The organism is Streptomyces sulfonofaciens, from assembly GCF_014656295.1.
GTDB classification, from domain to species: domain Bacteria; phylum Actinomycetota; class Actinomycetes; order Streptomycetales; family Streptomycetaceae; genus Streptomyces; species Streptomyces sulfonofaciens.
In genome coordinates, this window is record NZ_BNCD01000013.1 from 44,997 (window position 1) to 57,053 (window position 12,057).

Below are 12,057 nucleotides of genomic sequence, written 5' to 3' on the forward strand. Positions count from 1 at the left end.
GTTTCGAGTGCTGGGCGGGTGCGCCGGCACGCGCTGTCCTTGGGGCGGCGGTCGGTGGACGCCGGGTGGGAGTGGCGCGCGGGCGCGCCTTCGCGACCACGGGCCTGACCCGACGCGGGAGTGCGGTCGGCGGTCCCGATTAGAAGGCAACCATACTCTATATGATACCGATACTCTAAACGGGTATGGCTGCGAAGCTTCTGCGGCCCGATGTGCCGACCCGCAACCCGCGCTGACCTCGACCAGCCCAGGGGCGTGGGTGTCGACGGGTGATCGGGAAGAGTGGTGCCCCTGGCTCCTTCCTCCTGCCTTTCGCCTGTACCGGGGCGGCCGCAGGAGAGCGCGGTGGAAGGGTGGTTGCAGGCGGGCGGGACGGAAGAACGGCCGCGGGTGGATGCGACGGAGGAACGGAACGACCTGGCGCCACTCGGTGGGCCGGACTCGGGCGGGCCCGGAGCGGATCGCCGTGTGCCCGGCCTGCGGGAACGTCCGTCGGCGGTACGGCACGGGCCCCGGGGCGCCGCGCGTCAGGCGGGGGCGCATGGTGCGTATGCGCAGGAGGGGCATGTGTCAAGCAGAGGTGGCGGACCCGAGTCGCTGTCGCGGGTGATCCGACCCACACCCTCGGCGATCACGGTGGCGAGGTGCGGGGTGGGCACCATGGTGCCGGGTCGGCATCCCCGGCGCCGGGGGTCGGCGTCCGCGTTAGAGTACTAGAATAATCTTTACACTCGTGTCAGTGGAAACGGCAAACGGAGCACCTATGAGCAGAGCGTCACGGGCCGACGCCGCGCGACACCGCGAGGAAGTGGTGCACGCCACGGCCAGGCTGCTGCGCGAGCGTGGCTCGGGGGCAAGCCTCAGCGACATCATGTCCACCGTCGGACTCACGCCGGGCGGGTTCTACAAACACTTCGCGTCGAAGGACGAACTACTCGGCATCGCCGCCGGGGTCGCGTTCGGCGAGCTGCTGGAGCGCATGCGCCGACTGGCGGAGGAATTCCCCGAGGCCGCGCAGGCGCGCGACGCCCTGCTGAGGGAGTACCTGTCGGTGGAGCACCGCGACTCACCGGGCACCGGATGCGCGAACACGGCGCTGGCCAGTGACGCCGCCCGGGCCGGTGACGCGAGCCCACTGCGCAAGGAGTACGAGAGGGGAGCCGCGGAGACGCTCCGGGCCCTTGCCTCCCTGCGCACCGGTGCCGCGCAGGGGGAGGGGGAGGAGACGGACGAGGCCCTTCGGGGGGCCATCCTCGATCTGACCGCCATGGTCGGAGCGCTCACCTTGGCGCGGGCGACGGGTGGCAGCAAGCTGTCGGACATGATTCTCCAGGTCGTCCACGACGACCTGCGCGCATAGCGGCGCCGGCGCCTGGGCAGCCGCCCGGGGCGCAGTCCTGCCGGTGGTCGGAACAGCTCGACCCCACCCGGTCCGCGCGGCCGGCCTCCGTGCGCTGGACCCGGCCGGACCCTCCCCCCGAACCGCCCGCGGACCCCGGGGACGGTGCGGTTCGTGAGCCGGAGACCGGGGACGGCGCGGTTCGTGAGCCGACTCGAAACCGGCCGACCGTGCGGGCGCTTCCCGGTGCCCGCGCCCGCCGCGGTCACGGGCCCCGGTCGGTCAGGTCGCCGCGTCCAGTTTCGTCCGCTGCTCGACGGTGAGTTCCAGGTCGACGGCTGCCAGGCTCTCGTTGAGCTGCGCCACCGACGAGGCACCGACAAGCGGTATCACCGGTACCTCGGCGCCGATCAGCCACGCGAGCACGACCTGGTTGAGGGTCGCTCCCGTGTCCGCGGCCACCTCGCGCAGCGCCGCGAGCCTGGCCGGGGTACCGGGGTGGTCGTGCTCGGGGTCGAGCGGCTTGTCGGACCGCACGTAGGCGCCGCCGAGCAGTGGTGAGTACGCCACGAGTGCGAGGTCCGGGGTCTCCCGCAGATAGCTGAGGTGATCGCCGGACACGACGCCGAGGTTGCCGTCGACCGAGCGCAGGCTGGGCATGTCGGTGCGCATCCGCAGGTAACTGTGGTGGTACTGGAGGACCTCGTAGCCGGGGAGCCCGGCCGCCGTGGCCAGCCTCCTGGCCCGTTCGACGCGCCATATCCAGTGGTTGCTGGCGCCGACGATGCCCACGGTGCCCTCCGCGACCAGTTCGGCGAACGCCTCCACGGTCTCGTACAGGCGTCCTCGGGTCCTCCAGGTGCGCGTAGTAGAGGTCGATGCTCTCCACGCCGAGTCGTTCTCTGCTCCGCTCCGCCTGCTCCTTGATCACCTCCGCCGACAGGCCCTCCAGGTCGTCGGTGAACGTGGTGGCCGGGTGCAGCGGCCTGGCGCCGACCTTGCTGGCGATCACCACCTCCCGGCCGATGCCGCGGCTGCGACGCCACCGTCCGACCAGCGCCTCGCTCTCACCGCCCTGGGTCCCGTCGACCCAGAACGCGTAGTTGTTCGCGGTGTCGATGAACGTGCCGCCGGCCTCGACGTAACGGTCGAGAATCGCGAACGAGGTGGCCTCGTCGGTCGCGGTGCCGAAGAGCATGGCCCCCAGACTCAGGACGCTGACATCGCGGCGCGTGTGCGAGCTGGTGCCGATGGTGCGGTATTTCATGGGAATCCGTTCTGTCTGCCCGGTGCGGGCCCGGACCAGAGCCTGAGTGCTGGATGCGGTCGAGCGCGGAAACGCCGCTCCGGGCCCGGCCGGGTGCCGACCGTAGGGTCGACGGCCCGCTGTCGGCCAACCATTCGACTGTGCTCGAATACCACCGTGCTCCGGATCGCCTTCACCGCGGCCGACCTGACCAGGGTCAGGCTCGCCCACTCGCCCATGGTCGAGGTGGTGACCAGCAGTTTCGCGCTGAACCAGCCGGACAGGTTCCGGATGTACGGCTCCTGGCGGACCAGGGTGCGACCGCTGGTGGCCCGGGCCGGCCTGGAGACGATGCTGGCGGTGGTCTGCGGCCCGGCCTGCTACGTGCCGGACTTCCTCACCCCGGTCCCGGCCACCGCACGGCCGAGCCTGGAGGAGGAGGTGCGGGTACTGGCCGCCACCCCGCTGGATCAGGTCGCCGCGGAAGTCGCCACCGCGTGGGCCGGCCACCCGGCACCCCCGCAGATCGCTCGGTTCGCCACCGACCCGGCCGGCGGGCTGGCCGAGCTGATCCAGCAGATCCGCCGGTACTTCCGGCTGGCGATCGCCCCCATCTGGCCCCGGGTGCGCGCGGTGGCCGAGGCGGAGATCGCACAGCGCGCCCGGACCGCTGCCGAGCTGGGCCCGCGCGCCCTGCTGGAGGACCTGCATCCGCAACTGGACTGGGACGGTGCGGCGCTGCGGTTGGCGCATGCCAAGAGCCGGGACTGGGAACTGGACGGGCATCCGCTCGCCCTGCTGCCGGCCGGGTTCGCCGGCCCGCTGGTGCACACCATGACCGAAGCACCGACAGGCCGGGCGCTCTGGTACCCGCCGCGCGGATACGGCCGCCTCTTGGGCCCGGGCAGGCAGGGCGAACCCGGGTCCGCCCTGGCCGCCCTGCTCGGCCCCACCCGGGCGGCGGTGCTCACCCTGCTGGCCGCGCCCGGCACCACCGGGGAGGTCGCCGCCGCACTCGAACTGGCCCCCGCGACCGCCTCGCACCACCTGACCATCCTGCGCAACGCCGGCCTGGTCGCCGCCGAGCGGATCGGCCGACGGCTGCGCTACCTGCGGACACCGCTGGGCGAGCAGCTCACCGCCGGCAGCGAAGCGCCTTCCGCCGGACCACCGGTGTTCTGAGGTCGGCCGTGCCTGCCGGCCTGTGCGGTGGGTCGGCGGTGGCGGGTGCGTGGTGCCGTCAGGTTGGTCCCGTCGCCTGGTTGATCAGCGTTCTGGCCAGCTCCCGGGCGTCCCTGAACGGTCGCGCGTCGTTGAGCGAGGTGGACAGCGCGCGGGCGCCCTCGAAGAGCACGGCGAGCTGCCGCCCGAGGGTTTCGGGCTCGTGCGCGCCCGCCTCGGCGCTGGTGCTGATCAGGCGCGCGGTGAGCTCCTTCTTGTGACGCTCGACCAGTGCCGCGGCTTCTGGCATCGTCCCGGCCGTTTCGACGGCGGCGTTGTGGAAGGGGCAGCCGCGCACGACCTCTGCCCGTGGTGAGCCGGCGGGGTCTTCGGCGAACAGTTCCAGCAGACGCTCGCGTGCGCTCAGGTCGCCGCGCTCCAGGGCGGTCTCGACGGCCACGGGCCCTTGCAGGTCCGACTCGACCTGTTGCAGATAGGCGCTGACCAGTGCCTCCTTGCTCGGGAAGTGCTGGTAGAGCGTGCGAGTCGACACGTGCGCCACTTCCGTCAGCTTTGCGATACCGGTGGCGTGTATGCCGTCGCGCGCGAACAACTCGACAGCGGCGCGCAGGATCCGCTCCCGCGCCCCGCGCCCGCCTCTGCGTGCACCGGCCGTCGTCTCGCTCGTCTCCATACCGGAAGTATAGCGATCGGTTTACTTTCCCGGGAGGCGTCCGCTACGTTCAAGTACAACGATCGCTTTACTTCGTGGGGGCTCCATGCCCTACCCGCACGTCGTCGGCCCGCCCGGCGCATCGCATGGCGGCACAGCATCCGCGTCGCGGTGGGGCCCCCTGCCGGCGGGTGGAACAAGGCCGGTGGCGGGTGGTGCGGGGCCGGCCGGGTTCCGTCGGCCGCCTCCCCGATGCCGTGGCCACGGGGCAGGCCCTGTCCGGTGGCCCTGGCATCGCTTTCCGCCTGATCGTCGCCGGCCTGTGGCCGGGGAGTAAGCGCCTGTGCACATATGCGAACAAGAAAGGAACGGCAGGAGATGTCCACTCAGAAATACGTCGCGGTTCCCCATGAGGTGGTCCGGTGGTCGATCGACACCAGGACGTCCTTTGACGATTTCCGGGCTCGTTACGAGGCGGCTGTCCCGGTACTGGACACTGACCGAATGGCGCGGCTCCGCGCCGAGCGGGCGAGCTGGGACACCGTGCTCGCCGTTGCGGCGGAGAACGCACCGCACGGGTTCATGCGGTTCTGGGGCACGGACGTCGGGGCTCTCATGCAGCTCGCCGGTGGCGCGGGATCCTGTGTTGCCTACCTGATGGGAAATCACACGATCGCCGAACGCATGTACCGGCACGACCCGGCCGTGATGCTCTACGCCCCGCTGCGCACGACGATCCACCAGGACCGGCAGGGCGTCACACGGTTCTCCATCGACCAGCCCAGCACCCGGTTCGCCAGCTTCGACATCCCGGACATCGCCTCCGTCGGGCTGGAACTGGACCGCAAGGTCGCCGACCTCCTGAGGGTTCTGGACGTTCCCGTGCCGTCCGCGTTCTCCGCAGGCGCGGCGGACGGCCGGTAAGGGCGGGCGAGGGCTGATCGGGGCCCGGTGGAGGTCGGCGTACATCGGCCCGGAGGCACTGTTCCGACCGTCTGGGGACGGACGGCGGATCGCGAGGGCCACGGTGTTGCGCAGCGGGTGCCGGGTCAGGCAATTCCATACCGTGATCGTCATGTGAAGCGGATTTCAGTCGGCTCCCGGAACGGCCTGCCGGTCACTTGCCGACCGCCGCTTCCTATTCAGGAGAGGTATTCATGATGGACAGGAAAATCCCCGTCGATGCGGTGCCGGTGTCGGGGGACGGTGAGCTGGCCGAACTCGGTGTGGCGGCCGCCGCCGCCGCGATCCGCAACGGCGACATCACGTCCGAGTCGTACTCTGCCGCACTTCTGCGGCGCGCGCGTACGTATTCCGATCTGCATTCCTTCATCACGGTGGACGAATCAGCCGTGCTGGCCGCGGCCGGGGATGCGGACAAGGCGCGCGCTGCCGGTTCCGGCGCTCCTTTCCTCGGCGTCCCGATCGGGGTGAAGGACAGCTATGCAACGCGTGGTCTTCGTACGACCCTCGGCGTGGAAGTCCTGGGGAGTTTCGTGCCGGCAGAAGACTCCGATGTCGTCGGCGCGATCAAGGATGCCGGTGGCATCGTCTTCGGCAAGACCAATCTCGTTGAGATGTCCTTCGGGCTGACCGGGAACAACAGCCGCTATGGACAGGTGAAGAACCCCTATGGCCACGACCACGTGACGGGCGGATCCTCGAGTGGCTCCGCGGCAGCCGTGGCGGCTCGGCTCGTTCCCGCGGCATTGGGCGGCGACTCGGTCGGATCGATCAGGGTGCCCGCGTCGCTGTGCGGAGTGGTGGGCTTCAAGCCGACCACGGGGCGGTGGCCGAAGGGCGGCGTCGCCCCGGTCTCCCACACGCTCGACACGACAGGCGTCCTGGCGCGCAGCGTCGAGGACTGCGCGCTGATCGACCGTATCGTCACGAAGGACGCAGCCGCTCCCCCTTCCGATCGCACCGATCTGCACGGGACGAAGTTCGCCCATGCCCCCAGGCAGTACATGGAGCTGATCGATCCCGAGACCGAAGCGCATTTCAGGAACGCGCTGCGTCGCCTACGGGACGCCGGCGCCGAAGTCGTTGAAATCGACCTCGGTGACGACTTTTCCCGGCTGGCGGATCGGTTGACGTGGAACCTCTTCTTCCGCGAGACGATGGAAGGGGTCTCTGAATTCCTGCGCCGGAACAACTTCCCGGTCTCATTCCACGACATCTACAACGAGCTGAAGCCCGAGCTCAGGGAAACCTGGGGCAAGGTCGTCCTGCCGGGCGGGCAGGGCTATGTCTCCCAGGAGGCCTACGAGGCGACACTGTCCGTCGACCGCCCTGAACTCCAGCGCCGGCTGGCAGAGGTTTTCACGCACAGCGGGTTCGATGCGCTGGTCTTTCCGACGACGCCCCGCGCCGCACCGTTGATCGAACACCAGTCGAGGTTCACGATCGCGGGCGAAGAGGTCGGTGAACGGTCTCTCGCGAAGAACACCGTTCCCACCAGCGGAGCAGGAATTCCGGGCATCAGCATCCCCATCGGCCTGACCGGACACGGCCTGCCCATCGGACTGGAGATCGACGCCGCGCACGGTCAGGACAGGAAGCTGCTCGACCTGGCCCGCCGGGTGGAGTCCGTCTTCGGCACGCTGCCCGCGCCCGCGTAGAGGGTGTCCTGTGCGGTGGGGCGGACGGGGCGCCGGCGGCGCACACGGCCGCTGCGAGGCCGCCGGGAAGGGCGCGGGCGGCCATGGCCCCGGCGTGCCCGCACCCCGCGTCCGGGCACCGTGCTCGTCGGCCCTGCACGGGGCGCGGCGCCACCGGCGGTGCGGCCCGGCGGGAGCCCGACGCCGACCACGGAGGTGGGGCGGGGCGCCGCAGCGGGGCAGTACACCACCGGCGTTCCGCGCTGCCCCGAGCGGATCTCGCAGCCGCACTTCGCTCTTCCCGCCGTGCTCGCCGCCGCCGAGCCCGACCCGCTGAAGGCGGCGCTGGACGCGGTGTGGGCAGCGGTGTGCACGTACGGCGAGCACTACCCGGAGCTGCTGAAGGAGATCCGGGCGGTGTGCGCCGGGCAGGCGGGGAGCAGGCGGACCATCCGGCCTGCCGTCGGTGGCCTCCGGGACCTCCGGCGGCGAGCACCCCGGCCGTGGCCTCGGGCGTGTCCCGGCGGACCCGCACCGCGCCGGTGACGGCTCGGCACAGCAGGGGGGCCGCCGGTCGCTCGTCGGCCGGCCCGCAAGAGGGGTGGTGCGGGCCACCGGCACCGCGGCAGCCGGGGGAGGGGCGAGCGGCGACGCGGATCCCCGGCGCACTCCTCAGCCGCCCAAGCGGTAAGGCGTCCTGGCTGATCGCTTCCATGGAAACGCATCGGTCAGCGCCCTGCCACGCCCTGAGGTGACGCCGATGCGACCGGGGAGCCGGTCGGGCTCGCCGGGCGTCTGCGCTGCGCTTCCCGCCCGCGTGGAACTGGTGCACCGCACGGAAGCAGGCGCTTCGACGGTGGACGTCGCAACAATCGACCTCGGCGACGTCAGGGTGGAGGTCGAGAAGCGCTCGGCGGCAGCGGCCGCACGGCGCGACGAGACCGCGATCCCGATCGCCCAGATGCCCGACCCGGCAGGCGTACGGCCAGGTGTCTGGGCCGCTTGGCCCTGACGGCCCCGCCCCCCGTCACGGACACTGCACATGGAGACGTGCGGCTCGCCGGGTCGCGGGCGCGTGGTGGCGCGCCTGTGGCACAGAAGTCGGTGCGGGCCGCGCGCAGGCCGTTCGCAACCGGCGGTGAGGGCGGTCCCGGGCCTGGCCGGGCGCGGCGACGAGCCCCGAGCGGAAGGAGGCCGTCGTGCCCGCAGCGATGCCCGACACCAGGGATGTGAAGGCGCTGGTGGACGATGCCGTGGCCGCGCCCAGCGTGCACAACGCCCAGCCGTGGCGGTTCCGGTACCTGCGGGACAGCGGGGAGCTGCTGCTGTACGCGGACCCGGCGCGGGCACTGCCCGTCGAGGATCCGTCCGGCCGCGAGCTGCGCCTGGGATGCGGTGCGGCGCTGCTGAACCTGCGCGTCGCCGCCGAGCGCCGCGGCTGGGAGCCGAGCGTAACGCTGCTGCCGGAACCCGGGGAGCCCGAACTGCTCGCATCGGTGGTCCTGGCGGCGGGCGGGCCGGCCGCAGGCGACCTCGCCGGGCTCTATCCGGCGCTGCACAGGCGCCACAGCAGTCGTCACCCGTTCACGGGGGAGCGGATACCCGCGGAGGTCCTGGACGAACTGTCCGGTGCGGCTGTGGCCGAGGGGGTCCGGCTGGTCTTTCCGGACCGCTGGCACGTAGAGACGCTGCTGGACCTCCTGCGGGACGCCGGCACGTTGGAGGCGGCCTCGGACGAGGTGCTGGCGGAGGTCGCCCGCTGGACGTCCGGGGCCGGGCGGGGAGAAGGGGTGCCGGTCTCCGCGTACGGGCCGCGGCCCCGGGACGGTCGGGCGGCGGTGCGCGACTTCGCCGGGCCGCGGTCGCCGAGCGGCTCCACGGCCGCCTTCGAAAAGGCGCCGTGCCTGGCACTGCTCGGCACCCGCGAGGATCGTCCCGTCGACTGGCTCCGCGCGGGTCAGGGGCTTGAGCGCGTCCTGCTGCGCGCCACGCTTGACGGGCTGGCCGTCTCCCTCGATTCGCAGGCGCTGGAGTGGCCGGAGCTGCGGTGGGCGCTGCGTGATCCGCAGAGCGCGATGGGCCACGTCCAGATGCTGCTCCGGTTGGGTTACGGGCCTGAGGCACCGGCCACCCCGCGCAGGCCCGTGGACGAGGTCCTGACGATCGTGTGAGGACTCCGGTGGGAGCCGTCCCCCCGGAAACGGGACCGGACCGTGCGGCTCACCCGAGCGTGGCGCGCGCGTCGCCGCCGGTGCCGTGCGTGCCGTTCCGCTCGGCGCGCAGGACGACCTTGAGCGTGCCGGTCTCCGGGCCGTGGGCGAACATGTCGTAGGCCTCTTCCGCCTGGTCGAGCGCGAGCTGGTGGGTGACGAGGTCCGTCACGTGCAGGCGGCCCGCGGTCAGCAGGTTCATCAGCAGTGGTGTGGAGAAGGTGTCGACCTGGCCGGTGCTGATGGTCAGGTTCTTGCGCCACATCGCTTCCAGGTGTAGGACGGCGGGCCTGCCGTGCATGCCGATGTTGGCGATCTGCCCGCCGGGCCGGACGGCCCGGGTGCACAGGACGAAGCTGTCCGGGTTTCCCGCGGCCTCGACGGCGACGTCGGCGCCCCGTCCCTCCGCCAGTTCGGCCAGCAGCTCTCCGGGGAGCTGGGCGGCGTCCGCTCCCAGGCGCGCCGCCCTCTCAAGACGTGCGGAGGACAGGTCCACGGCGACGGTGCGACGGGGTGAGTAGATCTGCGCGGTGATGACCGTGGCGAGGCCCACGGGGCCGGCTCCGACGACGACCACGTGGTCGCCCGGGCTGACGTGGCCGTTGCGCACGCCCACCTCGTAGGCGGTCGGCAGCACCTCCGAGAGGAGGACGGCGTCCTCGTGGTGCATGCCGTCGTGGATCCGGTGGGTGGAGTGGTCGCTGAAGGGGACGCGGACGTACTCGGCCTGGGTGCCGTGGATCTGGTTGCCGAGGATCCAGCCGCCGCCGCCGCGGCACTGGCCGTACATCCGCTCACGGCAGTAGACGCAGTTGCCGCAGGCCGACACGCAGGAGACGACGACGTGGTCGCCCGGCTGCGTCCTGTGCACCTCGGGGCCGATGTCGGTGACCACGCCGACGGCCTCGTGGCCGAGGACGGTGCCGGGTCTCACCTCGGGTACCTCCCCGTTCAGGATGTGCAGGTCGCTGCCGCAGACGGTGGCGGTGTCGATGCGCACGATCGCGTCGGTGGGGGCCTCGATCGCCGGATCGGGCACGGTGTCCCAGGAGATCCGGCCGGGTTCGTGGTAGACGAGCGCATGCATGTGCGGCTCCCGGCAGCTCTGGAGTGTCGACGGTGTACGGGGCAGGGCGCTGGTCAGCCGGGTTCCATGTAGGGGCGCCGGTACACACGGGCGGTCTGCGTGTCCGGGCGTACGGCGTGGACGGCCTGGTCCACGGCGGAGCGGACCGGACCCGTGGTGTCCAGGACGACGGCTCCCGGCCACGGGTCCATGCGCTCGGCCATGGCGTCCGCTGTCGCCTGGTCGGCGTCGGAGGGCCCGGCCGGGCGGTGGGCCAGTCGCGTCCGCGCCACGCCCCGCGGGGCACGGCAGCACAGCGCGACCAGGTCGGAGGTGGTTCGTTCGGCGGCCCCGGCCGCCGCGGCCCGTTCCGCGGCCGAGGTCCAACTGGCGTCAAGTACGACCGATTCGCCCCTGGCCAGCAGGGTCTCCGCGTGTGCGAGCAGTTCCTCGTAGGTGCGGTGGCGTGCCTCCGCGGTGTAGAGACCGGTGCCGTAGGCGGCGCGGGCGGACCGGTCGGGCGGGATGCCGGCGAGTTCCTTGCGGAGCCGGTCGGTGCTGAGCAGGGTGGCGCCGAGGCGGTCTGCCAGCGCCCCGGAGACGGTGGTCTTGCCGCTCCCCGGCAGCCCGCCCACCAGGACGAGACGGACGGCGGACTCGCGCAGGTGGCGCAGGGCGAGCCCGGCCAGCTTGCCCGCGGCGCCGGCCGCGCCGTGTGCTCCCTGCGCGGCCTGGATGAGGGAGACCTTGGCACGGACGAAGGCGCGGTAGGCCACGTAGTGGTGCCACAGCGAGGGCGGTGCGGGGTCGCCGGAGTACTCGCGGTAGCCGGCCAGGAACGCGCCGGCCGTCTCGCGGGCGCCGAGCTGTTCGAGGTCCATGGCGAGGAAGGCGGCGTCGTCGAGGCCGTCGACGTACCTCAGGCGGTCGTCGAACTCCAGGCAGTCCAGTACGCGCGGCCCGTCGTCCAGGCAGAAGATGTCCTGTGCGAGCAGGTCTCCGTGTCCGTCGACGATGCGGCCGTCCTCGATCCGGGAGTCGAAGAGCGGCTTTCGTCCCGCCAGGTAGCGGTGGACGGCGTGCTGGACCTCCGTGCGGACGGGAGCGTGGAGGCCGGTGCGCTCGTCGAGCCGCTCCAGTTCCGTGAAGCCGGCTTCCCAGCGGCCCAGCAGCGCGTCCCGGGTGCCCTCGGCCGCCACCTCGGCGTCGTGCCGTGCACCGGCGTGGCAGGCGGCGAGCAGGCGGGCGACCTGGCGCACGGCGTCGTCCACGGGTGTGCCGACGGTGACGAGGTGGCTCAGTCGCCGTTCCGGCGGCATCCTGCGCATGACGACGACCGGCTCGGGGCCCTCGTCGCCGGGGCCGTGCAGCTCGGCGAGGCCCAGGTAGGCGTCGGGTGCGAAGCGCCGGTTGAGTTCCAGTTCGCGCTCGCACGCCGTTCGCCGGGCCGCTCGGGTCGTGTAGTCGACGAAGGCCAGGTCGAGGGGCTTCTTCACCTTGTAGGCGCGGTCGGCGGTGAAGAAGACGACGGCCGTGTGCGTCTCGGCCACGTCCGCCCGGAGCCGCCGGCCGTCCGGGGGGTTCCTGCTCACGGTGCCTCGTTTCGCGTCGCCTGCGGTTCACGCCCGTCACGCCCGTCACGCCCGTCACGCCCGTCACGCCCGTCGCGTTCGTCGCGCCCGTCGTGCCCGAACCGCGCATGGCGTGCGCGCCCGGTTCGCCGGGCCGCCGCCGTCAGCCGGACACCCGCTCCGGGATGCGC

At 72.0% G+C, this 12,057-nt stretch carries 9 protein-coding genes and 1 pseudogene; 6 read left to right on the forward strand and 4 right to left on the reverse strand.

Features of this window, described 5'->3' with window-relative positions; translation table 11 throughout:
* Window positions 1–763 precede the first annotated feature (763 nt).
* Window positions 764–1,360 carry a TetR family transcriptional regulator gene (locus IE313_RS21075; protein ID WP_189934557.1) on the forward strand — a complete coding sequence of 199 codons (597 nt, stop codon included), beginning with the start codon at window positions 764–766 and terminating at the stop codon, window positions 1,358–1,360.
* Window positions 1,361–1,621: 261 nt separating this feature from the next.
* On the opposite strand, the pseudogene IE313_RS21080 reads toward IE313_RS21075, so the two are convergent.
* Window positions 1,622–2,606 (reverse strand): annotated as a pseudogene (locus IE313_RS21080) (aldo/keto reductase).
* A 156-nt stretch (window positions 2,607–2,762) separates the two neighbouring features.
* Between IE313_RS21080 and IE313_RS21085 the strand changes: the two are divergent.
* Window positions 2,763–3,767, forward strand: a complete 1,005-nt coding sequence (locus IE313_RS21085; protein ID WP_189934559.1) for an ArsR/SmtB family transcription factor — start codon at window positions 2,763–2,765, stop codon at window positions 3,765–3,767.
* Window positions 3,768–3,825: 58 nt separating this feature from the next.
* On the opposite strand, the gene IE313_RS21090 is transcribed toward IE313_RS21085, so the two are convergent.
* Entirely contained in the window at window positions 3,826–4,440 is a 615-nt protein-coding gene (locus tag IE313_RS21090; protein WP_189934561.1) for a TetR/AcrR family transcriptional regulator, read from the reverse strand.
* A gap of 357 nt (window positions 4,441–4,797) precedes the next feature.
* On the opposite strand from IE313_RS21090, the gene IE313_RS21095 reads away from it, so the two are divergent.
* From IE313_RS21095 to IE313_RS21110, 4 genes are all read left to right on the forward strand, one after another.
* Window positions 4,798–5,343: a DUF302 domain-containing protein gene (locus IE313_RS21095; RefSeq protein WP_189934563.1), complete on the forward strand. Its 546-nt coding sequence runs from the start codon at window positions 4,798–4,800 to the stop codon at window positions 5,341–5,343.
* A gap of 233 nt (window positions 5,344–5,576) precedes the next feature.
* Complete coding sequence (locus IE313_RS21100; RefSeq protein ID WP_229924825.1) at window positions 5,577–7,040, forward strand: amidase family protein; 1,464 nt, start codon at window positions 5,577–5,579, stop codon at window positions 7,038–7,040.
* An 835-nt stretch (window positions 7,041–7,875) separates the two neighbouring features.
* On the forward strand, window positions 7,876–8,031 hold the full coding sequence (locus tag IE313_RS21105) for a hypothetical protein (protein ID WP_189934565.1): 156 nt from the start codon (window positions 7,876–7,878) through the stop codon (window positions 8,029–8,031).
* Window positions 8,032–8,218: 187 nt separating this feature from the next.
* Entirely contained in the window at window positions 8,219–9,190 is a 972-nt protein-coding gene (locus tag IE313_RS21110) for an Acg family FMN-binding oxidoreductase (protein WP_373317032.1), read from the forward strand.
* Between the two features lie 49 nt (window positions 9,191–9,239).
* Here IE313_RS21110 and IE313_RS21115 read toward each other — a convergent pair whose 3' ends face one another.
* Window positions 9,240–10,316, reverse strand: a complete 1,077-nt coding sequence (locus tag IE313_RS21115) for an alcohol dehydrogenase catalytic domain-containing protein (RefSeq protein ID WP_189934567.1) — start codon at window positions 10,314–10,316, stop codon at window positions 9,240–9,242.
* A gap of 53 nt (window positions 10,317–10,369) precedes the next feature.
* On the reverse strand, window positions 10,370–11,887 hold the full coding sequence (locus tag IE313_RS21120; protein ID WP_229924826.1) for a bifunctional aminoglycoside phosphotransferase/ATP-binding protein: 1,518 nt from the start codon (window positions 11,885–11,887) through the stop codon (window positions 10,370–10,372).
* Window positions 11,888–12,057: the final 170 nt, after the last annotated feature.